At 63.0% G+C, this 23,463-nt stretch carries 21 protein-coding genes; 13 read left to right on the top strand and 8 right to left on the bottom strand.

The window, feature by feature from the left end; translation table 11 throughout:
* Positions 1–69 precede the first annotated feature (69 nt).
* The 6 genes from gcvH (at position 70) to H620_RS0100780 (ending at position 7,116) form a co-directional block, all read left to right on the top strand.
* Positions 70–453: a glycine cleavage system protein GcvH gene (gene gcvH, locus H620_RS0100755; RefSeq protein ID WP_023382113.1), complete on the top strand. Its 384-nt coding sequence runs from the start codon at positions 70–72 to the stop codon at positions 451–453.
* Between the two features lie 10 nt (positions 454–463).
* Entirely contained in the window at positions 464–3,319 is a 2,856-nt protein-coding gene (gene gcvP / locus H620_RS0100760; RefSeq protein WP_027906578.1) for an aminomethyl-transferring glycine dehydrogenase, read from the top strand.
* 132 nt (positions 3,320–3,451) lie between these two features.
* Positions 3,452–4,828: an L-serine ammonia-lyase gene (locus H620_RS0100765; protein ID WP_027906579.1), complete on the top strand. Its 1,377-nt coding sequence runs from the start codon at positions 3,452–3,454 to the stop codon at positions 4,826–4,828.
* Positions 4,829–4,854: 26 nt separating this feature from the next.
* Complete coding sequence (gene gcvT / locus H620_RS0100770) at positions 4,855–5,976, top strand: glycine cleavage system aminomethyltransferase GcvT (protein ID WP_023382116.1); 1,122 nt, start codon at positions 4,855–4,857, stop codon at positions 5,974–5,976.
* 346 nt (positions 5,977–6,322) lie between these two features.
* Entirely contained in the window at positions 6,323–6,535 is a 213-nt protein-coding gene (locus tag H620_RS0100775; RefSeq protein ID WP_003257941.1) for a cold-shock protein, read from the top strand.
* A gap of 92 nt (positions 6,536–6,627) precedes the next feature.
* The gene (locus H620_RS0100780; RefSeq protein WP_023382117.1) at positions 6,628–7,116 is read left to right on the top strand and encodes an RDD family protein; all 489 of its coding nucleotides are present in this window, start codon (positions 6,628–6,630) and stop codon (positions 7,114–7,116) included.
* 256 nt (positions 7,117–7,372) lie between these two features.
* Here the strand turns inward: H620_RS0100780 and lptG are convergent, their stop codons facing one another.
* Positions 7,373–8,434 carry an LPS export ABC transporter permease LptG gene (lptG, locus tag H620_RS0100785; RefSeq protein ID WP_023382118.1) on the bottom strand — a complete coding sequence of 354 codons (1,062 nt, stop codon included), beginning with the start codon at positions 8,432–8,434 and terminating at the stop codon, positions 7,373–7,375.
* Entirely contained in the window at positions 8,427–9,542 is a 1,116-nt protein-coding gene (lptF, locus tag H620_RS0100790) for an LPS export ABC transporter permease LptF (protein ID WP_023382119.1), read from the bottom strand. Before lptF ends, lptG begins: the two co-directional genes overlap by 8 nt.
* Before the next feature lie 300 nt (positions 9,543–9,842).
* Here lptF and H620_RS0100795 point away from each other — a divergent pair, with 300 nt between their 5' ends.
* From H620_RS0100795 to rlmF, 5 genes are all read left to right on the top strand, one after another.
* Positions 9,843–11,336 (top strand): leucyl aminopeptidase, encoded by a 1,494-nt coding sequence (locus H620_RS0100795; protein WP_023382120.1) that lies wholly within the window; start codon positions 9,843–9,845, stop codon positions 11,334–11,336.
* Between the two features lie 50 nt (positions 11,337–11,386).
* Positions 11,387–11,815, top strand: coding sequence for a DNA polymerase III subunit chi (locus H620_RS0100800; RefSeq protein ID WP_023382121.1), 429 nt, complete (start codon positions 11,387–11,389; stop codon positions 11,813–11,815).
* A gap of 5 nt (positions 11,816–11,820) precedes the next feature.
* Positions 11,821–12,186, top strand: a complete 366-nt coding sequence (locus H620_RS0100805; RefSeq protein WP_023382122.1) for a hypothetical protein — start codon at positions 11,821–11,823, stop codon at positions 12,184–12,186.
* A 197-nt stretch (positions 12,187–12,383) separates the two neighbouring features.
* Positions 12,384–15,230: a valine--tRNA ligase gene (locus H620_RS0100810; RefSeq protein WP_023382123.1), complete on the top strand. Its 2,847-nt coding sequence runs from the start codon at positions 12,384–12,386 to the stop codon at positions 15,228–15,230.
* A gap of 172 nt (positions 15,231–15,402) precedes the next feature.
* Entirely contained in the window at positions 15,403–16,356 is a 954-nt protein-coding gene (rlmF, locus tag H620_RS0100815) for a 23S rRNA (adenine(1618)-N(6))-methyltransferase RlmF (RefSeq protein WP_023382124.1), read from the top strand.
* A gap of 50 nt (positions 16,357–16,406) precedes the next feature.
* Here rlmF and H620_RS0100820 read toward each other — a convergent pair whose 3' ends face one another.
* On the bottom strand, positions 16,407–16,688 hold the full coding sequence (locus H620_RS0100820) for an HU family DNA-binding protein (RefSeq protein WP_023382125.1): 282 nt from the start codon (positions 16,686–16,688) through the stop codon (positions 16,407–16,409).
* A 392-nt stretch (positions 16,689–17,080) separates the two neighbouring features.
* Between H620_RS0100820 and yejK the strand changes: the two genes are divergently transcribed.
* Positions 17,081–18,088, top strand: coding sequence for a nucleoid-associated protein YejK (gene yejK, locus H620_RS0100825; protein ID WP_023382126.1), 1,008 nt, complete (start codon positions 17,081–17,083; stop codon positions 18,086–18,088).
* Positions 18,089–18,119: 31 nt separating this feature from the next.
* Here yejK and H620_RS0100830 read toward each other — a convergent pair whose 3' ends face one another.
* The 4 genes from H620_RS0100830 to H620_RS0100850 form a co-directional block, all read right to left on the bottom strand.
* A complete protein-coding gene (locus H620_RS0100830; protein WP_023382127.1) occupies positions 18,120–18,410 on the bottom strand; it encodes a GIY-YIG nuclease family protein in 291 nt (96 codons plus the stop codon).
* A gap of 39 nt (positions 18,411–18,449) precedes the next feature.
* Positions 18,450–18,920 carry a nuclear transport factor 2 family protein gene (locus tag H620_RS0100835; RefSeq protein WP_023382128.1) on the bottom strand — a complete coding sequence of 157 codons (471 nt, stop codon included), beginning with the start codon at positions 18,918–18,920 and terminating at the stop codon, positions 18,450–18,452.
* A 152-nt stretch (positions 18,921–19,072) separates the two neighbouring features.
* Positions 19,073–20,353, bottom strand: a complete 1,281-nt coding sequence (locus tag H620_RS0100845) for a CynX/NimT family MFS transporter (protein WP_023382129.1) — start codon at positions 20,351–20,353, stop codon at positions 19,073–19,075.
* A gap of 13 nt (positions 20,354–20,366) precedes the next feature.
* Positions 20,367–21,017, bottom strand: coding sequence for a FadR/GntR family transcriptional regulator (locus H620_RS0100850; RefSeq protein WP_023382130.1), 651 nt, complete (start codon positions 21,015–21,017; stop codon positions 20,367–20,369).
* A 141-nt stretch (positions 21,018–21,158) separates the two neighbouring features.
* Between H620_RS0100850 and H620_RS0100855 the strand changes: the two genes are divergently transcribed.
* On the top strand, positions 21,159–22,316 hold the full coding sequence (locus H620_RS0100855) for an alkaline phosphatase family protein (RefSeq protein WP_027906580.1): 1,158 nt from the start codon (positions 21,159–21,161) through the stop codon (positions 22,314–22,316).
* Between the two features lie 100 nt (positions 22,317–22,416).
* Here the strand turns inward: H620_RS0100855 and hisC are convergent, their stop codons facing one another.
* Positions 22,417–23,463 (bottom strand): histidinol-phosphate transaminase, encoded by a 1,047-nt coding sequence (gene hisC / locus H620_RS0100860; RefSeq protein WP_023382132.1) that lies wholly within the window; start codon positions 23,461–23,463, stop codon positions 22,417–22,419.

Here is a 23,463-nt window from a genome sequence, read left to right on the forward strand (position 1 = left end):
GCTAAGGGAATTCCAACCCCAAGAGCGCGGAGCCACCGCGCCCAACGCCCTGCTTCCCGAGGAATTCCCATGAGCGAGTTGCGTTTCACCGAAGATCACGAATGGCTGCGCGTCGAAGCCGATGGCAGCGTCACCGTGGGCATCACTGCCTACGCTCAGAACGCCCTTGGCGATGTGGTCTACGTGCAACTGCCGGAGCTGCAGTCGTACGACAAAGGCGCCGAAGCGTCCACCGTCGAATCGGTCAAGGCTGCCAGCGGCGTGTACATGCCCCTGAGCGGTGAAGTGGTCGCCGTCAACGAAGGCCTCAACGACAGCCCCGAGCGGGTCAACGAAGATCCGCTGGGCGAGGGCTGGTTCTTCCGCTTCGTCCCCGCCGACATGAGCGAAGTGGCTGCCCTGCTCGACCAGGACGCCTACGACCGTCTGATCAAAGCCAACGACGACGCCTGAGGAACCGACCATGACCATCAACCTCGGCACCGCCAACGAATTCATCGCCCGTCACATCGGCCCCCGCGCCGCCGACGAGCAAGCCATGCTCGCCAGCCTGGGCTTCGACTCGCTGGAAGCGATGACCGCCGCCGTCATCCCCGACAGCATCAAGGGCACCAGCGTGCTGGGCAGCGAAGACGGCCAGAGTGAAGCCGACGCCCTCGCCGCACTGAAAGCCATCGCCGGCAAGAACCAGCTGTTCAAGAGCTATATCGGCCAGGGTTACTACAACACCCACACGCCGGCACCGATCCTGCGCAACCTGCTGGAGAACCCGGCCTGGTACACCGCCTACACCCCTTACCAGCCAGAAATCTCCCAGGGCCGCCTGGAAGCGCTGCTGAACTTCCAGACCCTGATCAGCGACCTCACCGGCCTGCCGATCGCCAACGCCTCCCTGCTCGACGAAGCCACCGCCGCTGCCGAGGCCATGACCTTCTGCAAACGCCTGTCGAAGAACAAGGCCAGCCATGCCTTCTTCGCCTCCCGCCATTGCCACCCGCAAACCCTGGACGTGCTGCGCACCCGAGCCGAGCCACTGGGCATCGAGATCGTGGTTGGCGACGAACGTGAACTGACCGATGTCAGTGCCTTCTTCGGCGCCCTACTGCAGTACCCGGCCAGCAACGGTGAAGTGTTCGACTACCGGGAACTGGTCCAGCGCTTGCACGCCGCCAACGCGCTGGTTGCCGTTGCTGCCGACCTGCTGGCCCTGACCCTGCTGACCCCGCCTGGCGAGTTCGACGCCGACGTCGCCATCGGCAGCGCCCAGCGCTTCGGTGTGCCGCTGGGCTTCGGTGGCCCGCACGCGGCCTACTTCGCCACCCGTGACGCGTTCAAGCGTGACATGCCGGGCCGCCTGGTGGGCGTATCGATCGACCGCTTCGGCAAGACTGCCCTGCGCCTGGCCATGCAAACCCGCGAGCAGCACATCCGCCGCGAGAAGGCCACCAGCAACATCTGCACCGCTCAGGTACTGCTGGCCAACATCGCCAGCATGTACGCCGTTTACCACGGTCCGGAAGGCCTCAAGCGCATCGCCGAGCGCACCCATGCGCTGACCGCGATCCTGGCTGCCGGCCTGAAGAGCCTGGGCATCGAGGTGCTGGGCGAGACCGCCTTCGACACCCTGACCCTGGCCACCGGTGCTGCCACTGCCAACCTGCATGAAAAAGCCCGCGCCCAGCGCATCAACCTGCGCCAGATCGACGCCGGCCACCTGGGCCTGTCCCTTGACGAAACCAGCACCCAGGCTGACGTCGAAGCCCTCTGGCAACTGCTGGCTGGCGACAAGGTACAGCCTGACTTCGCCGCCCTCGCCGCCAGCACCGGCTCGCGCCTGCCGGCTGCGCTGCAGCGTCAATCGGCGATTCTTCAGCACCCGGTGTTCAATCGCTACCACAGCGAAACCGAATTGATGCGCTACCTGCGTCGCCTGGCCGACAAAGACCTGGCGCTGGACCGCAGCATGATCCCGCTGGGCTCGTGCACCATGAAGCTCAATGCCGCCAGTGAAATGATCCCGGTCACCTGGGCCGAGTTCGGCAACCTGCACCCGTTCGCCCCCGCCGAGCAAAGCCAGGGCTACCTGCAGATGACCACCGAGCTGGAAGCCATGCTGTGCGCCGCCACTGGCTACGACGCCGTGTCGCTGCAACCTAACGCCGGTTCCCAGGGCGAGTACGCAGGCCTGCTGGCCATCCGCGCCTATCACCGCAGCCGTGGCGAAGGCCACCGCGACATCTGCCTGATCCCTTCGTCGGCCCACGGTACCAACCCTGCGACCGCCCACATGGCCGGCATGCGCGTGGTGGTCACCGCCTGCGATGCCCGCGGTAACGTCGATGTCGAAGACCTTCGCGCCAAGGCCATCGAGCACCGCGAGCGCCTCGCCGCGATCATGATCACCTACCCGTCGACCCACGGCGTGTTCGAGGAAGCGATTGGCGAAATCTGCGCGATCATCCACGACAACGGCGGCCAGGTGTACATCGACGGTGCCAACATGAACGCCATGGTCGGCCTGTGCGCCCCAGGTAAGTTCGGCGGCGACGTTTCGCACCTGAACCTGCACAAGACCTTCTGCATTCCCCACGGCGGTGGCGGCCCGGGCGTCGGCCCGATCGGCGTCAAGTCGCACCTGGCACCGTTCCTGCCAGGCCATGCCGCGCTCGAGAACACCGAAGGGGCGGTATGCGCCGCGCCGTTCGGCAGCGCCAGCATCCTGCCGATCACCTGGATGTACATCCGCATGATGGGCGGTGCCGGTCTCAAGCGTGCTTCGCAGATGGCCATTCTCAATGCCAACTACATCGCCCGCCGCCTGGAAGAGCACTATCCTGTTCTGTACACCGGCGGCAATGGCCTGGTCGCCCACGAGTGCATCCTCGACTTGCGCCCGCTCAAGGACACCAGTGGCATCAGTGTCGACGACGTGGCCAAGCGCCTGATCGACTTCGGCTTCCACGCGCCGACCATGTCCTTCCCGGTGGCTGGCACGCTGATGATCGAACCGACCGAAAGTGAATCCAAGGAAGAACTGGATCGCTTCTGTGATGCGATGATCCAGATCCGCGAGGAAATCCGCGCGGTGGAAAACGGCAGCCTGGACAAGGACGACAACCCGCTGAAGAACGCCCCGCACACGGCGGCTGAGCTGGTGGGCGAGTGGGCTCACGGCTATAGCCGCGAGCAAGCGGTCTACCCGCTGCCGAGCCTGGTGGAGGCCAAGTACTGGCCGCCCGTAGGCCGGGTCGACAACGTGTTCGGCGACCGTAACCTGGTCTGCGCGTGCCCGTCGATCGAGAGCTACCAGGACGCCTGAGGCGGCCTGTGGCACTCAGGGGTCGCGTCGCGGCCCCATCGCGACACAAGGCCGCTCCGACAAAGAGCGGGGAGCGGCCTTGTGTCGCGGTCGGGCGGCACACCAGTCGCACAATCTTCAGGAGGAACCACCATGTCATTGAGCGTCTTCGACCTGTTCAAGATCGGCATAGGCCCCTCCAGCTCCCACACGGTCGGCCCGATGCGCGCCGCCGCGCGCTTTGCCGAAGGGCTGCGCCGCGACGACCTGTTGAGCCACACTGTCAGCGTCAAGGCCGAGTTGTATGGCTCGCTAGGCGCCACCGGCAAGGGCCACGGCAGTGACAAAGCGGTATTGCTCGGCCTTGAAGGCGAGCACCCCGATACCGTCGATACCGAATCCATCCCCGCCCGCCTGCAAGCGATCCGCGACAGCGGTCAACTGCGCCTGCTGGGCGAGCACGACATCGCGTTCATCGAAAAACAGCACCTTGCGATGATCCGTAAACCGTTGGCATATCACCCCAACGGCATGATCTTCCGCGCCTTCGATGCAGCCGGATTGCAAATCCGCAGCAGGGAGTACTACTCGGTGGGCGGCGGTTTCGTCGTCGATGAGGACGCGGCAGGCCACGACCGCATCGTCGAGGACCGCACGGTCCTCACCTACCCTTTCAAGACCGCCAAGGCGCTGCTCGGTCATTGCGTCGCACAGCAGATGCCGGTGAGCCAGGTCATGCTCGCCAACGAGTCCGCCTGGCGCCCGGAAGCCGAGACCCGTGCGGGGCTGCTGCGCATCTGGCAAGTGATGCAGGACTGCGTCGCGGCCGGCTGCCGCCATGAGGGCATCCTGCCCGGCGGGCTGAAGGTCAAGCGCCGGGCCCCGGCGCTGTACCGTCAACTGAGCAGCAACCCGGAAGCCAGCCTGCGCGATGCGCTGTCGGTGCTCGACTGGGTCAACCTCTATGCCCTGGCGGTGAACGAAGAAAACGCCTACGGCGGGCGAGTGGTCACTGCGCCGACCAACGGCGCAGCAGGCATCGTCCCAGCGGTGCTGCATTACTACATGCGCTTCATCCCCGGTGCCAGCGAGAACGGCGTGGTGCGCTTCCTGCTCACCGCCGCTGCCATCGGCATCCTCTACAAGGAGAACGCCTCGATCTCGGGCGCCGAGGTTGGCTGCCAGGGCGAGGTCGGGGTCGCCTGCTCGATGGCGGCCGGTGCCTTGTGCGAGGTGATGGGCGGCACCCCGCAGCAAGTGGAGAACGCCGCCGAGATTGGCATGGAACACAACCTGGGTCTGACCTGCGATCCCATTGGCGGTCTGGTCCAGGTGCCTTGCATCGAACGCAACGCCATGGGCTCGGTGAAGGCCATCAACGCGGTGCGCATGGCTTTACGCGGAGACGGGCAGCACTACGTGTCACTCGACAAGGTCATCCGCACCATGCGCCAGACCGGCGCCGACATGAAAAGCAAGTACAAGGAGACCGCCCGAGGCGGTCTGGCCGTCAACATCATCGAATGTTGACCCGACAAACAACTAAGGAGTCATCGATGTCCGAAACACTGCTCAAGACCCCGCTGCACGCTCTGCACCTCGAATTGGGCGCGCGCATGGTGCCGTTCGCCGGCTATGACATGCCAGTGCAGTACCCACTGGGCGTGCTCAAGGAGCACCTGCACACCCGCGAGCAGGCCGGCCTGTTCGATGTTTCGCACATGGGCCAGATCATCCTGCGCGGCAGCGATGCGGCCAAAGCCCTGGAAACCCTGGTGCCCGTGGACATCGTCGACCTGCCAGTAGGCATGCAGCGCTATGCCATGTTCACCAACGCCCAAGGTGGCATCCTCGATGACCTGATGGTCGCCAACCTGGGCAACGATGTGCTGTTCCTGGTGGTCAACGCTGCCTGCAAGGACCAGGACCTGGCTCACCTGCAAGCGCACATCGGTAACCGCTGCGAGGTGCAACCGCTGTTCGAGGAACGTGCCCTGCTGGCCCTGCAAGGCCCGGCCGCCGTCGAGGTGCTGAAACGCCTGGCGCCGGAAGTGGCCGACATGACCTTCATGCAGTTGCGCTCGGTCAAGCTGCTGGGTGAAGACTGCTACGTCAGCCGCTCGGGCTATACCGGTGAAGACGGTTATGAAATCTCGGTGCCAGTCAACGCTGCCGAAGCCTTGGCCCGCCGCCTGCTGAACGAGCCGCAGGTGCAGCCTATCGGCCTGGGTGCGCGGGACTCGCTGCGCCTGGAAGCCGGGCTGTGCCTGTACGGCCACGACATGGACACCGAGACCACGCCGGTCGAAGCCAGCCTGCTATGGGCCATCTCCAAGGTCCGCCGCGCCGACGGTGCACGCGCAGGTGGTTTCCCCGGTGCCGAACGGGTTTATGCCCAACAGCAGCAAGGCGTGGCACGCAAGCGGGTCGGCTTGCTTCCCCAGGAACGCACTCCGGTACGTGAAGGGGCGGAGATTGTCGACGCCAACGGCAAGACTGTCGGCAAGGTATGCAGCGGCGGCTTTGGTCCGACACTCGGCGCACCGGTGGCCATGGGTTATGTCGATAACGAACACAGCGCTATCGATACGCCTCTGTTTGCCGTTGTCCGCGGCAAGCAGGTTGCCCTGAAAGTCAGCAAAATGCCTTTTGTTCCGCAACGTTACTATCGCGGTTGAAAGCCCTTGGGAGAGGTTCGACATATTCGTTTTCGAACCTGTCCAATAACTTTTGAACATGGCGCCAGGCCAGGCGCCATGCCGTTTCCGACAATTTGGTCGGTTATCGGCAAATCGCTGATTTCCTACAGTGCGAAGGGCTTGTTTTTCTCTCGGGAGTTGGCGTAGAGTCACAGCACTGTGTTTGCATGGGTCGCAACAGTTCGTGACCTGGGCCAGTAGCCGCAATTTGCTACAACCCGTTCGACGTCTCTTACTTTCCTGCAACCCAGCCCAGTACTCTTTCACCCCGAATTATGTGAAAGAAACTGTCATTAAAAATTTAAGCTTCATAGGAAATAAGACAATGGCTGAGCGTCAGAACGGTACCGTCAAGTGGTTCAATGACGAGAAAGGTTACGGCTTCATCACCCCAGAAAGCGGTCCGGATCTGTTCGTACACTTCCGCGCTATCGAAGGCAACGGCTTCAAGAGCCTGAAAGAAGGCCAAAAGGTCACCTTCGAAGCCGTGCAAGGCCAGAAAGGCATGCAGGCTGACAAGGTTCAGGTCGCCGGCTAAGCCGAACCCGACTTCGAAGAAAAGCCCCTGCCAAGTGCAGGGGCTTTTTTTTGCCCGTAGAATACCGGCTTCGCCATTCGGAGCTGCAACGCATGTCCAAGCCTCTGCTCACACCCCAGGGAGATTTCCCACCCGCAGGCCTCGGCCGGCGCCTGGCGGCGATGTTCTATGACTTTCTGTTGTGTACGGCCCTGCTGATCGTCACCGCAGGCGCCTACAAGATGATCCAGATGAGCATCATCGGTGAAGCCCGCATGCGTGAACTGACCGATGCCGGCGCACTGGATGGAGACCCGCTGCTGTCGACGATTCTGCTGTTCGCGCTGTTCGGCTTCTTCGCCAAGTTCTGGACCCATGGCGGGCAAACCCTGGGCATGCAGGTGTGGGGCGTGCGGGTACAGAACGCCGATGGCAGCGCCATTAGCCTGTGGCAGGCGCTGTTGCGCTTCGTGGTGTCGATCGCTTCGTGGCTGTGTCTGGGGATGGGGTTCTTCTGGGCGCTGATCGACAAGCGCAAGCGCGGCTGGCATGACATCTATTCCGAGACACAGTTGGTGCGGGTGCCGAAGCAGAAGAATTGATCGGTAGCGTTCGGGTGTAGGCCGTGAAGGATAGGGTGTCCGATAGGTCGAGCGCCGCCCGCGCGGCGCATCGCGAGCAAGGCTCGCTCCTACGGTTATTTCGGGCCAGCTACACCTGTGGGATTTGCGCGCGACCGCTTTGGTGCAAGGCACAGTATCGCGGGCGTCTGTAGGAGCGAGCCTTGCTCGCGATGCGCCGCGCGGGCGGCGCTCGATCCGGCACACACCGCAACACTCACGGCATGCACCACTGACCTCAACCAGCTCTGCGCAACAGCCACAAACCGGCCACCGCACAGATACCGGCGGGGATCACCACCGCCAGCAGCGGCGGGAAGCCGAACACCTGGCTCGAAGGGCCAAGCAGGTCCTGGCCAATGCGGAACACGAAGCCCACCAGCACACCGGTAAATACCCGCTGTCCCAGGGTCACAGAGCGCAGTGGGCCGAAGATGAAGGAAATCGCCATCAGCACCAGCGCCGCGGTCACCGCCGGCTGCAGCACCTTGGTCCAAAACGCCAGCCAGTAACGCGCGTTGTTCAGGCCCTGGTCGGACAGGTAATGGATGTAGTCCCACAGCCCGGTGATCGACAGCGATTCAGGCGCCAGCACCACGGTGTTGAGCAGTTGCGGCGTGACCGAGACATCCCAACGCTCCTGCGGCGCCTTCACCACTTCAGTGTGGTCGCCACGGAAATACGTGGTGCTGACGTCGCTGAGCACCCAGTGATCCTGGTTGTATTGCGCACGGCGGGCGAAGCTCGACGTGATGATCTTGCGCTCGTTGTCGAAGCGGTAACGGGTCACGCCCAGCAGCAGGCCGTTGGGCTGCACGGCGTTGATGTGCACGAACTCGTCACCCTGACGGTGCCACATGCCGCGCTTGGAACTTTGTGCCTCTCCCCCGCCTTGGGCCAGGGAACGGTCGGCCTGGGCCTTGTTTTCGGTGACCGGCGCCACGTACTCGCCAATCAGGAGGCCCACCAGCATCAGCACCAGCATCGGCTTCATCACCGCCCAGACGATACGGCCGATGGAAACGCCAGCGGCGCGCATGATGGTCAGCTCACTACTGCTGGCCAGGCTGCCCAGGCCGACCAGGCAGCCGATCAGCGCGGCCATCGGCAGCATTTCGTACAGACGACGCGGTGCGGTCAGCAGGACGAAGTTACCTGCCTCCATCACCGTGTAGGTGTCGCTCAGGTCGCCCATCTCGTCGATGAAGGCAAACAGCGAGGCCAGGCCGAGGATGATCCCCAGCACCGCCAGAATGGCCAGCAGCACGCTCTGGCCGATATAGCGATCGAGCTTAGCCATGGGCCACCTCCGCACGACGGGCAGCGCGCTTGAGACGCAGCGGTTCCCAATACATCAGGCCCAGGCCGATGAGCAGGAACAGTCCATGCACCCACCAGATACCCAGGCCAATCGGCAACTTGCCCTTCTCAAGGGCGCCACGTACGGAAATCAGCATCGTCAGGTAGGCCATGTACAGAAGAATCGCCGGCAGCAGCTTGAGGAAGCGGCCCTGGCGTGGGTTGACCTTGGCCAGCGGCACTGCCAGCACGGTCACGATGAACACCAGGATCGGCAGCGACAGACGCCATTGCAGCTCGGCGCGCTCACGCAGGCCTTTCTGGCCGATCAGTTGGGAGGTCGGGATCGCTTCGCGCTCGGTCACTTCCTCGCTGACTTCAGGCTTGGGTAGCAATACGCCGTAGGTGTCGTACTTGATGGCACGGTAGTCAGCCTGGCCAGGGTTGCCGTCATAGCGATAGCCATTTTCCAGGATCAGGTAGCGGTTGCCGTCGGCCTGCACTTCCTGGTGACCTTTCTCGGCGACCAGCACCGAAGGAGCGCGGTCCTTGGTCTTGTCCTGGTTGAAGCGTTTCTCGGAGATGAACACGCCACCCAAGTTGATGCGGTCGTCCGAAAGCTGCTCGGTGTAGGTCACCCGCGAGCCATCACGCAAGGTCTGGAAACGCCCCGGCACCAGGGTGTCGAATTCGGTCAGCGCGTCCTGCTGGCTGATGATTTGCTGCACCTGGGCAACGCCCAGCGGCGCAAGGCTCAGGCTCAGCCACGCGACCAGCAATGCCACCAGCGCCGCCGGGGCCATGGTCAGGCCCAGCAGGCGCTGCTGGCTCATGCCGGTGGCCGACAGCACGGTCATCTCGCTTTCCAGGTATAACCGGCCATAGGCCAGCAGGATGCCGAGGAACAGGCCCAGTGGGAGAATCAGCTGCAGGAAACCCGGCAGGCGGAAACCCATGATCAGGAACAGTACACTCGGGTCGAGCACGCCTTGGGCGGCCTGGGCCAGGTACTTGATGAAGCGCCCGCTCATGATGATCACCAGCAGCACAGCGCTGACGGCGCTCAAGGTCACCAGGACCTCGCGGGACAGATAACGAAAGACGATCAAACCAGACACTCCTGGGTTGTCAGGGGCGGACTGCCAAACAATGGCGCCAGACTATGACGTAGTACAGCCAGACCAATGCTGGTTCGCCAAAGGCGAACCTCCATAAAAGTGCGCGCATTATCCTGTGATTGACCGCGCCTGTCACTTGGCCGCGCATGAAGCCGCACGTCGGGGTTGTCAGCACGCTTGTCGCAGGCTCAAACTGGCAGCTTTTCCACTGGCACGCGACCACGCGGCCAAGCCTGCCCGGCGCACGCGAACATTCAGCGCCTACGGTAAAGATCATTCGGGGACCCTGACATGGAACTGGTTGTAAAAAGCGTAGCTGCTGCATCTGTGAAAACCGCAACGCTGGTCGTACCAGTAGGCGAAGGTCGTAAGCTCGGCGCTGTCGCCAAGGCCGTCGACCAAGCCTCCGACGGCGCCATTGCTGCCCTGCTCAAGCGTGGCGACCTGGCCGGCAAGCCTGGCCAGACCCTGCTCCTGCACAGCCTGCCAGGGCTCAAGGCCGAACGCGTGCTGCTGGTTGGCAGCGGCAAGGAAGAAGCCCTTGGCGATCGCGCCTGGCGCAAGCTGGTAGCCAGCGTGGCCGGTGTGTTGAAAAACCTGGGCGGCGGAGATGCCGTACTGGCCCTGGACGACATCGCTGTCAGCAACCGCGACGCTCACTACGGCAAGTACCGCCTGCTGGCCGAAACCCTGCTCGACGGCGAGTACGTGTTCGATCGCTTCAAGAGCCAGAAGGCTGAGCCGCGGGCCCTGAAGAAAGTCACCCTGCTGACCGACAAGGCCGGCCAGGCCGAAGCCGAGCGCGCCGTAAAGCACGCCAGCGCCATCGCCACCGGCATGGCCTTCACCCGCGACCTGGGCAACTTGCCGCCGAACGTCTGCCATCCAAGCTACCTGGCGGACCAAGCCAAGGAGCTGGGCAAGGCACACAAGTCGCTGAAAGTCGAAGTGCTGGACGAGAAGAAGATCAAGGACCTGGGCATGGGCGCCTTCTATGCCGTGGGCCAGGGCAGCGACCAGCCTCCACGGCTGATCGTGATGAACTACCAGGGCGGCAAGAAAAGCGAGAAACCCTTCGTGCTGGTCGGCAAGGGCATCACCTTCGACACCGGCGGCATCAGCCTCAAGCCTGGCGCCGGCATGGATGAAATGAAGTTCGACATGTGCGGTTCGGCAAGTGTGTTCGGCACCCTGCGCGCAGTGCTGGAACTGCAACTGCCGATCAACCTGGTGTGCCTGCTGGCCTGTGCCGAGAACATGCCTAGCGGCGGCGCGACTCGCCCGGGCGACATCGTCACCACCATGAGCGGCCAGACCGTGGAAATCCTCAACACCGACGCCGAAGGCCGCCTGGTGCTGTGCGACACCCTGACCTACGCCGAGCGCTTCAAGCCTCAGGCCGTGATCGATATCGCCACCCTGACCGGCGCCTGCATCGTCGCCCTGGGCAGCCACACCTCGGGACTGATGGGCAACAACGACGAGCTGATCGATCAATTGCTCGACGCCGGCAAGCGCGCCGACGACCGCGCCTGGCAGCTGCCACTGTTCGATGAATACCAGGAACAACTGGACAGCCCGTTCGCCGACATGGGCAACATCGGCGGCCCAAAAGCCGGCACCATCACCGCAGGGTGCTTCCTGTCGCGCTTCGCCAAGGCCTACAACTGGGCGCACCTGGACATCGCCGGCACCGCCTGGATCAGCGGCGGCAAGGACAAAGGCGCCACGGGTCGCCCGGTTCCATTGCTGACGCAGTACCTGCTGGACCGCGCCGGCGCCTGAAACCGTGAAACCGGTGGCGCCCAGTGCGCCACCGGCCGGTAGACCAAACCATGAGCAAAGTCGATTTCTACATCCTGCCCACCGACGCCTTGTCGGCACGCTTGGATTTCGCCTGCAAGCTGTGCGAGAAGGCCTGGCGTCTCGGCCATCGCGTCTACCTGCATTGCCAGGACGCCGAACAACGCGACGAGCTGGACCTGCGCCTGTGGCGTTTCAAGGGCGAGGCTTTCGTGCCTCACGACCGGGCCGAAGCGCATGCCGATGCCCAAGTGGCCTTGGGCCTGGCTGACGATGCAGGCGACCACCGCGACCTGCTGATCAACCTCGGCGCCTCGGTGCCAGGGTTCGTCGACCAGTTCGAACGGGTTGCCGAGATCGTCGTCGAGGAGCCTGGCATCCGCCAGTCAGCGCGCGAACGATTCCGTTTCTACCGCGAACGGGGCTATGCTCTGCAAGACCACCGCTTACAGCGACTTTGACGACGATGGACAAGCCTTCCGCCCTACCCGATTCCGCCCATCTGCTCGACGACCTGGAGTCGATTCGCCAGCTGCTGGGAGATGCCAACCTGCAACCGCCTCTGCTGACCGAGACGGTGGAACAGATTCCGCTGTTGCTCGATGTACCGGCAGGCAACCCGCCGGTCGAACCTGAGCCTGTGCCTGCAGCCACCGCGGATGACCCGCAGACCCGCCGCCAGGACACGCTGCTGCACCTGGAAAGCGAGTTGCGCGCAGCCGCGCAACAGATCATGCAGGACGTGATCAACGACTTTACCCCGCATATCGAGACCGAAATCAAGCGCCGGCTGGATGCGCGCATGGAACGCCTGATCAAGCGCTCCGAGTAAGGTCCACGTCTCGCGGCGCCCCTTCGCGGGTAAGCCCTCTCCCACCGGCAGGCGCCTGCGCGGTCCCGATGGGAGCGGGTTTACCTGCGAAGCAGGCATCGCCGCGCCAACAGATGACAGAGGCGTGTCGCTTGCGGCCCCCACCTTGGTTATACTTCCCGGCTTTCCCGAATAAATGCCATAGGGTCCCGCCGCGCATGGATAAGACCTACCAGCCGCACGCCATCGAAACTTCCTGGTACAACACCTGGGAGTCCGAGAACTATTTCGCCCCGCAAGGTGCAGGCGAGTCCTACACCATCATGATCCCGCCGCCGAACGTGACGGGCAGCCTGCACATGGGCCACGGCTTCAACAACGCGATCATGGACGCCCTGATCCGTTTCCGCCGTATGCAAGGCCGCAACACCCTGTGGCAGCCAGGTACCGACCACGCCGGTATCGCCACCCAGATGCTGGTCGAGCGCCAGCTCGAGGCCAAGGGCCAGAACCGTCATGACCTGGGCCGTGAAGCCTTCCTCGAGAAAGTCTGGGAATGGAAAGAGCAGTCCGGCGGCAACATCAGCCGTCAGATCCGCCGCCTGGGCTCGTCCGTGGACTGGAGCCGCGAGCGCTTCACCATGGATGACGGCCTGTCCGAAGCGGTCAAGGAAGCCTTCGTACGCCTGCACGAAGACGGCCTGATCTATCGCGGCAAGCGCCTGGTCAACTGGGACACCAAGCTGCACACCGCCATCTCCGACCTGGAAGTCGAAAACCACGACGAGAAAGGCCACCTGTGGAACCTGCGCTACCCGCTGGCCGACGGCGCCAAAACCGCTGAAGGCAAGGACCACCTGGTCGTTGCCACCACCCGTCCGGAAACCCTGCTGGGCGACGTGGCGGTTGCCGTCAACCCGAACGACGAGCGCTATCAGGCGCTGATCGGCAAGTTCGTCGAACTGCCGTTGGTCGGTCGTCGCATTCCGATCATCGCCGACGACTACTGCGACCCGGAATTCGGCACCGGCTGCGTGAAGATCACCCCGGCCCATGACTTCAACGACTACGAAGTCGGCAAGCGCCACAACCTGCCGCTGCTCAACATCTTCGACAAGAACGCCATGGTGCTGGCAAGCGCCCAGGCCTTCAACCTCGACGGCTCCGTCAACGAGCAGATCGACACCCGCCTGCCTGCCCAGTACGCCAACCTGGACCGTTTCGTCGCGCGTAAGCAGATCGTCGCCGACCTGGACGCCCAAGGCCTGCTGGTGAGCATCGATGACCATGCCCTGAAAGTGCCGAAAGGCGACCGTTCGGGCACCGTCATCGAGCCATGGCTGACCGACCAGTGGTACGTTTCCACCAAGCCGCTGGCAGAACCTGCCATCGCCGCGGTCGAAGATGGCCGTATCCAGTTCGTGCCCAAGCAGTACGAGAACATGTACTTCTCGTGGATGCGCGATATCCAGGACTGGTGCATCAGCCGCCAGCTGTGGTGGGGCCACCGCATCCCAGCCTGGTACGACGAGACTGGCCAGGTCTACGTCGGCCGCAACGAAGAAGAAGTCCGTGCCAAGCACAACCTCGGCGCCGACGTGGTGCTGCGCCAGGACGACGACGTGCTCGACACCTGGTTCAGCTCGGGCCTGTGGACCTTCTCCACCCTGGGCTGGCCGGAGCAGACCGAGTTCCTGAAGACCTTCCACTCCACGGACGTGCTGGTCACTGGCTTCGACATCATCTTCTTCTGGGTTGCGCGCATGATCATGCTGACCATGCACCTGATCAAGAACGAAGACGGCACCCCGCAGGTACCGTTCAAGACCGTCTACGTGCACGGTTTAGTGCGTGACGGCCAGGGCCAGAAGATGTCCAAGTCCAAGGGCAACGTGCTGGACCCGCTGGACATCGTCGACGGCATCACCCTCGACGCCCTGCTGGAAAAACGCACCAGCGGCATGATGCAACCCAAGCTGGCCGAGAAAATCGCCAAGCAGACCAAGGCCGAGTTCCCGGAAGGCATCGCCAGCTACGGTACCGACGCCCTGCGTTTCACCTTCTGCTCGCTGGCTTCCACCGGTCGTGACATCAAGTTCGACATGGGCCGCGTCGAGGGCTACCGCAACTTCTGCAACAAAATCTGGAACGCCGCCCGCTACGTGCTGGACAAAGGCGAGGACTGCGGCCAGAACGGCGAAGCCGTCGAGCTGTCGCTGGCCGACCGCTGGATCATCTCGCAGCTGCAGCGCACCGAAGCCGAAGTGACTCGCCAACTCGAGCAGTTCCGTTTCGACTTGGCCAGCCAAGCCCTGTACGAGTTCATCTGGAACCAGTACTGCGACTGGTACCTGGAGCTGTCCAAGCCCGTGCTGTGGGACGAGAACGCCCCGGTCGAGCGTGCCCGTGGCACTCGCCGTACTCTGGTTCGCGTGCTGGAAGTGGCCCTGCGCCTGGCCCACCCGTTCATGCCGTTCATCACCGAAGAGATCTGGCAGCGCATCGCGCCGCTGGCAGGCATCCAAGGCAAGACCATCATGCTGCAACCCTGGCCGGTGGCGAACGAAGAACGCATCGACGTCGCCGCCGAAGGCGATATCGAGTGGCTGCAACAGCTGATGGTCGGCCTGCGCAACATCCGCGCCGAGATGAACATCGGTCCTGGCAAGCCGCTGCCGCTGTTCCTCAAGAACGCCAATGCCGACGATCAACGTCGCCTGCAGGAAAACGAAGCACTGCTGAAGAAGCTGGCCAAGGTCGAGTCGTTCACCGTTCTCGGTGAGCAGGACGAAGCCCCGCTGTCGGCCACCGCGCTGGTGGGTGACCTGCAGGTGCTGGTACCGATGGCCGGCCTGATCGACAAGGACGCCGAACTGGCTCGCCTGAACAAGGAGATCCAGCGTCTACAAGGCGAAGTGGCCCGTGTGGGTGGCAAGCTGTCCAATGCCGCCTTCGTCGACAAGGCACCGCCTGCAGTGATCGAGAAGGAGCGCGCCAAGCTGGCCGAGTCCGAGCAGGCCCTGGCCAACTTCACCGAGCAGCATGCGCGGATTGCAGCGCTGTAACCTGACATTGCTGATCTGACCGGCGAGGGCTTCGCCCTCGTTCGCGGCCAAGGCCGCTCCCACAGGAATGAGGCTGCCTTGAAGTAGCACCACTATCCTGTGGGAGCGGCCTTGGCCGTGAATGGGCCGCACAGCGGCCCTCTGGCCAGCGCAAGCAACACCGGACCCGAGCATGACCCCGAACAAACCCACCCTGCACCCGCGCAACCGCCACCAGGGCCGCTATGACTTCCCCAGCCTGATCAAGGCCCACCCTGACCTGGCCCGTTTCACCATCACCAACCCCTACGGCAAACCCAGCATCGACTTCGCCAACCCCGAAGCCGTGCGGGTGTTCAACCGCGCCCTGCTCAAGGCACAGTACGGCATCCAGCACTGGGATATCCCTGCCGACTACCTGTGCCCGCCGATTCCAGGCCGCGCCGACTACATCCACGTTGCCGCCGACCTGCTGGCCGAGGACAATGCCGGCGACATCCCCAAGGGCGCCCAGGTGCGCGCACTGGACATCGGCGTCGGCGCCAACTGCATCTACCCCCTGCTGGGCCACAGCGACTATCGCTGGCGCTTCCTGGGTTCGGACATCGACCCCGTGGCCCTGGCCTCGGCCAAGGCCATCGTCCAGGCCAATGGCCTGAGCAAGGCAATCGCCCTGCGTCAGCAGGCCAACCGCAAGCGCATCCTCAGCGGCCTGCTGCAAGAGGACGAACGCTTCGACCTGACCCTGTGCAACCCACCTTTTCACGCTTCACGCGACGAAGCCACCCGTGGCAGCCAGCGCAAATGGAAGAACCTGGGCAAGCAGGATCCCCAGCGTAGGTTGCCTGTGCTGAACTTCGGCGGACAGAACAACGAGCTATGGTGCGAGGGCGGCGAGATCCGCTTCGTCACCCAGCTGGTCGAGGAAAGCGCGCAATACGCCGAGCGAGTGCTGTGGTTCACCAGCCTGGTGTCCAAGGCCAGCAACCTGCCTGGCATCGAGGCCGCCCTGAAGAAGGTCGGAACCAAGGCCGTGCGTATCGTCGAGATGGGCCAGGGACAGAAGCAGAGCCGCATGGTCGCCTGGAGCTTCCAGGATGACGCAGCGCGCCAGGCCTGGCATGCGCGGCGTAAATCGCAGGCATGAAAAAACCGCGCCCGGACAAGCCGGGCGCGGTTTCATCAAGACATCGACAATTACTTGTTGATGGCGTCGGTCAGGGCTTTGGCCGGAACGAACTTGACGACTTTCTTGGCAGCGATTTCGATGGCAGCGCCAGTCGAAGGGTTGCGGCCAGTGCGGGCAGGACGCTCGGAGACTTTCAGCTTGCCGATGCCTGGCAGGGTGATCTCAGCGCCGTTTTCCAGTTGGTCAGCAACGATCTGGCCCAGTTGCTCCAGAGCGTTTTTAGCGGTGGCTTTTGGCGCGGCGATCGATTCGGCGATGTCGGCAATCAGTTGGTCTTTGGTCAATGCCATGATGGTGTTCCTTCCCTAAAAAATTCAGAGGTTATGCAGCGTGCTACGTCGTTATCGGGCCAGCCCCTGAATACTGGAGGGCCGCGCCAATCGCGTATGTAGATTCGAAAATCGGCGTTTGGTTCGACACGACGCCAGCAACTGCCAGCAATGCGCCACTTCAGGGGGCGCAAGACCGCGCAAAGCTACCACAGGAATGGATAAATATCCGCTGCCAACTTTGATTTTGTGCTGGTTTTTCGGGGGTTTAGCCCGAAAACGCACAAAATTGAACAAAAAACGAACAACAGGCATTTACGCCAACATCTGGCCACTGCATCACCGGTTCACTCAGGTAAACTTGGCGACTTTGCAGCGCGGCCATGCACCGCCCAACCCCATTCGAGAATTCCATGCCAATCCGTCATTGCATCGTTCACCTGATCGACAAGAAGCCCGATGGCAGCCCCGCCGTGCTCCATGCACGTGATAGCGAGCTTGGCGCATCGGACGCCATCGAAAACCTGCTGGCCGACCTCAACGACAGCTACAACGCCAAGCAAGGCAAAGCCTGGGGCTTCTTCCACGGCGAGTCCGGCGCCTATCCGCTCAGCGGCTGGTTGAAGCAGTACCTCGATGGCGAGAAAGACTTCACCGCCTTCAGCCGGGTGGCAGTCGAACACCTGCAAAAACTGATGGAAGAATCCAACCTCTCCACTGGAGGGCACATCCTCTTCGCCCACTACCAGCAAGGCATGACCGAGTACCTGGCCATCGCCCTGCTGCACCACAGTGAAGGCGTGGCGGTGAACGCCGAGCTGGATGTTACCCCTTCACGCCACCTGGACCTGGGCCAACTGCACCTTGCCGCCCGCATCAACCTGTCCGAGTGGAAGAACAACCAGAATTCCAAACAGTACATCTCGTTCATCAAGGGCAAGAATGGGAAGAAGGTTTCGGATTACTTCCGTGATTTCATCGGCTGCCAGGAAGGGGTCGACGGCCCAGGGGAAACCCGCACCCTGCTCAAGGCATTCAGCGATTTCGTCGAGAGCGAAGACCTGCCTGAGGAATCCGCACGCGAGAAGACCCAGACGCTGGTCGAGTACGCCACCACGCAAACCAAGCTCGGCGAACCTGTCACACTGGAAGAGCTGTCCAGCCTGATCGACGAGGACCGCCCCAAGGCGTTCTACGATCACATTCGCAACAAGGACTACGGGCTCTCGCCGGAGATTCCGGCCGATAAGCGCACCCTCAATCAGTTCCGCCGCTTCACGGGTCGCGCCGAGGGGCTGTCGATCAGCTTCGAGGCGCATTTGCTGGGAGACAAGGTGGAGTATGACGAGGCGGCCGGAACCTTGATCATCAAGGGCCTGCCAACGCAGCTGGTCGATCAGCTCAAGCGACGCAAGGACTGACAGGGCCGGGCCAGTCAAGGGCCCCAACTTCTCAGGCGATACCGGCGCCATAGGAGGCTACCAACGCCTCCTTCGCCGACTTGCGCAGTTTCTTCACCAGCCGCTCCTGGCGCAGCGCCTCGCCTTTGTCCGGCCACTGTTCGACGTAGACCAGCGCCTGGGCCGGGCTGGTCTTGAAATAGCGGGCGCCCTGCCCCTTCTGATGCGCGATGAACCGCCGCTGCGGGTCATCACTGATGCCGCAGTACAAAGAGCCATTGGCGGCGCGTACCAGGTAGACGTACCAGGGTTTGCCGGTGGTGTTTTCGACGACTTCGCTCACGAGGCTTCGCACTGAGGATAAAGCCGACAGCTTACCCGCTCAGCGCGCTTGCTGGAACGCACGCAGCCCTTTGAACGCTTGTTGACGTACCTTGTTCTGTAGCATGGGTGACCAGCCCAGCAGCACACCTGGCAGACCCAACGCCTGACGCGACCAGCGCCACAGGTCGAAGCTGTCGTCATGCTGGCAGATCAGCCCATCACGAATCACGAAGCGGGCCTGGATATCGTTGATCACGACGCGCCCGGTCTGACTGAACAGGTAGGTAGCCACCCAGTGCGCGCAGCCGCTGTCATGGTTGGCCTGGACCTGGTCGAAGGTCAGCGAAAAGTCTTTGGCGCGGGTGGTGAGCATGCGCCACATGTCACCTGCGTCGTCGCCACGCAGCATGCCGAACACCGGGTCGCTGAAGACGATATCGTCGCTGTAGCACGCCACCATGGCCTCGGCGTCCAGGCGCTGGAAGGCCTGGTAGAAGCGGTTGATCAGGTCACGGTTGGCGTCGCTCATGGGCTCAGGTCCATCTTGGAGGGGGCGAAGGCTGCACGATAATCCGCCAGCGCCTGCAACGCCATGCCCATTTGCGCCATGAATACCCATCGCCAGCAACCACCGCTGCCAGCGCCAACTTGCCGGCCACAGGCGCAGTGCAGCCGCCCACCTCACACTTTTTCGCAGGTTACCTGCACATGCTCAGCCCGACCCGCCCCAAGCCCGAACACGAGGGCACCGATACCCAGAACGGCGAAGATCCAACCCACAGCCGCCCAGCCTCCCGTCAAGTCATGGACCACCCCCACGGCGAAAGGCCCCATGGAGGCCAGCGTGTAGCCGACCCCCTGGGCCATGCTGGACAGGTTGGCAGCTACGTGCGCATCCCCAGAGCGCAGTACGATCAAGGTCAGTGCCAGGGCGAAGGTGCCGCCCTGGCCCAGCCCCAACACCACCGCCCACCCCCAGAGGCCGGAAAGCGGCGCATACAGGCAACCGAACAAGCCGGCCAGGGTGAGCAGCATGACAATCACGATCGCCAGGCGCTGGTCTTTGCCCCTGGTCGCCAGCCAAGGTGCACTGAGCGAACTGACCAGCTGCAGGATCACCGAACCGGACAACACCAACCCCGCCTCTGTCGGGCTCAAGCCGCGCCCGATCAGAATCGACGGCAACCAGCCGAAGACGATATACGCCAACGACGACTGCAACCCCATGTACAGCGTGACCTGCCAGGCCAGCGGATCACGCCACAGCCCACGCACGCGATAGGCGACCTTGTGCAGGCCATGTCCTTGGCGCGCCTGGGGCAACCACACCAGCATCGCCAACAATGCCGGCACCAACCAGAACCCGAGCCCCATTGCCCAGCTACCGTCGAAGCGCGTGGCCAAAGGTACCGTGGCACCCGCCGCCATCGCAGCACCGAGGCATAGCGCCATGGTATAGACACCGGTCAGCGTGCCGGCATGCCGCGGGAAGTCTCGCTTGACGATGCCCGGTAGCAGAACACCAATGATGCCGATGCTCGCACCGGCCATCAGGCTGCCCAGGAAGACACCCGCAACCCCCAGGGTGCTGCGCACCAGAATGCCCAGGGCCAGGGTGAACAGGATACCGAGAATCACGCGCTCGCCACCAAAACGACGCGCCAGAATCGGTGCCAGGGGTGCGAACAGGCCAAGACAGAGGACTGGCAACGTGGTCAGCAGCCCGGCCTCGGAGCCCGTCAAGCCCAGGCCTGCAGAGACCTGCCCCAGCACAGGCGCCATGCTCGACAACGCGGGACGCAGGTTCAGCGCCACCAGTACCAGCCCGAGCAACAGCAGCCACGGGCGCGCCAGCGCCACCGGTTGCTGTTGTACTTGCGCGTCGTTGGCTTCAGCGTCGATCAGCAGTTCATCGAACTCCCGCTCGCCGTCGGAAGTATTTCGGGTCATTGGTTCGGCCATGGCCTTCTCGATATCAGGATTCAATGAGGGTTCGGCTCAAGCGCTTGGCCCGCTCAGGATCACGCTGCTCGACGGCCTGGAGAATCTCTCCGTGCAGATCGAAGGTCACCTGGGAGCGCGGCACCGTGCTCATGTTGCGTTGCAGCGCAGCCGCCACCACACCGGAGAAATAGCGATACAGCTCGCTCAGCGACGGGTTGTGCGCGGCATCCACCAGCCGCTGGTGAAACACCAGGTCGCAGTTCACATAGGCATCGATGTCGCCGTGAAAGTGCTTACCGCTGTCTTCCAATGCCTCACGCAGCCCCTGCACATCCGCTTCGGTACGGCGCAAGGCTGCCAGGCCGATGGCTTCGGTCTCCAGGATGTGCCGCGTTTCGCGGGCTTGTTCAGGCGTGCAGCGCGACATGGCCAGCACGGCCTGCAATGGGTCCTGGGCCGTGCGCAGGTAGCTGCCATCGCCCTGGCGGATTTCCACCAGGCCACTGAATGCCAGGACGCGCATGGCTTCACGCACGGTGTTGCGGCTGATGCCCAGCTCCAGGGCGAGCTCGGGCTCGGTCGGCAAGCGCTGGCCGACCTGCCAGTCACCCTGGAGGATCCGCTCACGCATGCGCTCGACCGCCAGCTCGACCAGCGAGCGCTTGGACAATTCACTGCTCATGTTACTCAACCAATCATCCGATGAATTTTCGAAAGCTTAAAGCAAGGCGCCAGCAACAGCAAACCACCTGGCATTTTTGCCAGTTGTGGTCAGCCCGCGTTGTTGCAACGCTTGGCGCGTTGCGCTGGAGGACATGTACCGATGCCGTTTCACCGATGGCCCCTGCTTCTGTGCCTGCTTTTGGCCGGCTGCGACCTGTCGCCAAAGGCCGCTCAACCCAAGACGCTGATCGTTGGCCTGGACGGTGTCCAGTTGCAGCGTTACGAGCAACTGGGAGAAGACACCAACCTCAAGCGGCGTCTGCACTACGGCAAGGCGTATAGCGGAGGCATCACTGGCCGTGCGAGCGAGCAGGCAACCCTCAGTGGCCCAGGATGGATGACACTGCTGACCGGCGTCTGGGCGAGCAAGCACGGCGTGGTGTCCAACGAGCCGTCACAGAGGCTCGACCCGGGCTACCCAAGCCTGTTCCGACGGCTCAGACAGGCCCTGCCCCACGCCTACCTTTCCAGCATTGTGAACTGGTCGCCCATCAACACCGCGTTCCTGCTGGAAGATGCCCAGGGCAACGATGTGCGCGAAAGCGGGTTGACCGACGAGCAAGTTATCGAGCGTACCCTGGCAATCCTCGACAGCACTCCGGCGGATTTCACTTTCATCCAGCTGGATGAGCCTGACCAGGTCGGTCACGACCACGGCTTCGGCGCCCGCTACCAGCAGGCCCTGCAGAATGCGGACAGCCGTCTGGGCCGCCTGCTGGACAAACTGGACGAGCGACGCCACAAGCATCCGCTGGAAGATTGGCTGGTGGTCGTCAGCACCGACCATGGCCGGGACTATTGGGGCACGGGTCACGGCGGCGTGAGCGAGCAGGAAAAGACCGTGTTCATCGCCAGCAACAAACCGCTGAACGAAGAACTGACCGAGCCCAGCACTGCGCAAGACCACCCCGGGCCGAACAATCTGTACAGCTTTGCCGCTCAAACGTCGGTGGTGCCCACGGTGCTGCGGCACATGGGGCTCGACGTGCTACCCGACTGGAAACTCGATGGCACGCCGTTGCTGGGCGACACGGGAGTGCGCAAGGCAAGGGTAAGGGAAAGTGAGTCCAAGCTGCTGTGGAACAGTTCATCACAGCAGATGGTTGTCATCTACCGCAATGGCCAATTGGCCGCTCACGTACAGGCGAGCGTTCAGCAATGGATCGACCCGCAAGGCATGCGCCAGGCCAACGACTACGTCCTGGTGCTGGATGGAATACCGGTGGCTGTGCGCAACAAGCCGACCATTGCCCCTTGAAAGCAAACGCCGGCAAGCCGGCTCCCACAGAAACCGTACCGACCTTGGAGATCAGCACAGTGCCTGCGGGAGCTGGCTTGCCGGCGAGTGGACTACCGGCTCAATTCAGCGCATCGAGCAACGCCTGGTTCATTTCCGGCGTGCCGATGGTGATGCGCAGGAACTGGGCAATGCGCGCCTGCTTGAAATGACGCACGATCACGCCCTGCTCACGCAGCCGCGCCGCCAACTGCGCCGCATCCTGCTGCGGGTGGCGGGCGAAGATGAAGTTGGCGGCCGACGGCAGCACTTCGAAGCCCTTGGCCGTAAGTTGTTCGACCAGTGCCTGGCGGCTGTCGATCACCTTGCGGCAGGTTTCCTCGAAGTAAGCCCGGTCCTCGAAGGCCGCAGCCGCGCCAACGATGGCCATGCGGTCGAGGGGATAGGAGTTGAAACTGTTCTTGATCCGCTCCAAGGCCTCGATCAGGTCCGGGTGCCCCACAGCCAGGCCCACGCGCAAACCGGCCAACGAGCGCGACTTCGACAGGGTCTGGGTCACCAGCAGGTTGTCGTAGCGGTCCACCAGCTTGATCGCGGTTTCGCCACCGAAATCGATGTAGGCCTCATCGACCACGACCACCGAATCACGGTTGGCCTGCAGCAGTTGCTCGACCTGCTCAAGCGGCATCAGGCAGCCGGTCGGCGCATTGGGGTTGGGGAAGATGATGCCGGCATTGGGCTTGGCATAGTCCGCGACGCGAATCTGGAACTGCTCATCCAGCGGCACCTGTTCGAACGCGATGCCGTACAGGCCGCAGTACACGGGGTAGAAGCTGTAGCTGACATCCGGGAACAGCAACGGCGCGCCGTGCTGGAACAGGCCGTGGAAAATGTGCGCCAGCACCTCGTCCGAGCCGTTGCCGACGAACACCTGCTGCGGCGTCACGGCGTAGTAATCGGCGACCGCCTGCTTGAGCCGGTCACTGTTCGGATCCGGGTACAGACGCAAGTTGTCGCTGAGTTCACCGCGCATGGCTTCCAGTGCCTTGGGCGACGGACCGTAGGGGTTCTCGTTGGTGTTCAGCTTGACCAGTCTGGCCAGCTTAGGCTGCTCGCCCGGGACGTAAGGCACCAGGTCCTTGACGAAGGGGCTCCAGAATCGACTCAT

It is taken from the genome of Pseudomonas taiwanensis DSM 21245, from assembly GCF_000425785.1.
Taxonomy (GTDB): domain Bacteria; phylum Pseudomonadota; class Gammaproteobacteria; order Pseudomonadales; family Pseudomonadaceae; genus Aquipseudomonas; species Aquipseudomonas taiwanensis.

What these genes read in the sequence shown, in the direction of transcription:
- hisC (WP_023382132.1), bottom strand. Translation starts at nt 23,463, where the DNA reads ATGAGTCGATTCTGGAGCCCCTTCGTCAAGGACCTGGTGCCTTACGTC.
- H620_RS0100765 (WP_027906579.1), top strand. Translation starts at nt 3,452, where the DNA reads ATGTCATTGAGCGTCTTCGACCTGTTCAAGATCGGCATAGGCCCCTCC.
- H620_RS0100850 (WP_023382130.1), bottom strand. Translation starts at nt 21,017, where the DNA reads ATGAGCAGTGAATTGTCCAAGCGCTCGCTGGTCGAGCTGGCGGTCGAG.
- H620_RS0100810 (WP_023382123.1), top strand. Translation starts at nt 12,384, where the DNA reads ATGGATAAGACCTACCAGCCGCACGCCATCGAAACTTCCTGGTACAAC.
- H620_RS0100805 (WP_023382122.1), top strand. Translation starts at nt 11,821, where the DNA reads ATGGACAAGCCTTCCGCCCTACCCGATTCCGCCCATCTGCTCGACGAC.
- H620_RS0100795 (WP_023382120.1), top strand. Translation starts at nt 9,843, where the DNA reads ATGGAACTGGTTGTAAAAAGCGTAGCTGCTGCATCTGTGAAAACCGCA.
- rlmF (WP_023382124.1), top strand. Translation starts at nt 15,403, where the DNA reads ATGACCCCGAACAAACCCACCCTGCACCCGCGCAACCGCCACCAGGGC.
- H620_RS0100855 (WP_027906580.1), top strand. Translation starts at nt 21,159, where the DNA reads ATGCCGTTTCACCGATGGCCCCTGCTTCTGTGCCTGCTTTTGGCCGGC.
- H620_RS0100820 (WP_023382125.1), bottom strand. Translation starts at nt 16,688, where the DNA reads ATGGCATTGACCAAAGACCAACTGATTGCCGACATCGCCGAATCGATC.
- gcvP (WP_027906578.1), top strand. Translation starts at nt 464, where the DNA reads ATGACCATCAACCTCGGCACCGCCAACGAATTCATCGCCCGTCACATC.
- H620_RS0100780 (WP_023382117.1), top strand. Translation starts at nt 6,628, where the DNA reads ATGTCCAAGCCTCTGCTCACACCCCAGGGAGATTTCCCACCCGCAGGC.
- H620_RS0100800 (WP_023382121.1), top strand. Translation starts at nt 11,387, where the DNA reads ATGAGCAAAGTCGATTTCTACATCCTGCCCACCGACGCCTTGTCGGCA.
- H620_RS0100775 (WP_003257941.1), top strand. Translation starts at nt 6,323, where the DNA reads ATGGCTGAGCGTCAGAACGGTACCGTCAAGTGGTTCAATGACGAGAAA.
- yejK (WP_023382126.1), top strand. Translation starts at nt 17,081, where the DNA reads ATGCCAATCCGTCATTGCATCGTTCACCTGATCGACAAGAAGCCCGAT.
- gcvH (WP_023382113.1), top strand. Translation starts at nt 70, where the DNA reads ATGAGCGAGTTGCGTTTCACCGAAGATCACGAATGGCTGCGCGTCGAA.
- lptG (WP_023382118.1), bottom strand. Translation starts at nt 8,434, where the DNA reads ATGGCTAAGCTCGATCGCTATATCGGCCAGAGCGTGCTGCTGGCCATT.
- H620_RS0100845 (WP_023382129.1), bottom strand. Translation starts at nt 20,353, where the DNA reads ATGGCCGAACCAATGACCCGAAATACTTCCGACGGCGAGCGGGAGTTC.
- gcvT (WP_023382116.1), top strand. Translation starts at nt 4,855, where the DNA reads ATGTCCGAAACACTGCTCAAGACCCCGCTGCACGCTCTGCACCTCGAA.
- H620_RS0100835 (WP_023382128.1), bottom strand. Translation starts at nt 18,920, where the DNA reads ATGAGCGACGCCAACCGTGACCTGATCAACCGCTTCTACCAGGCCTTC.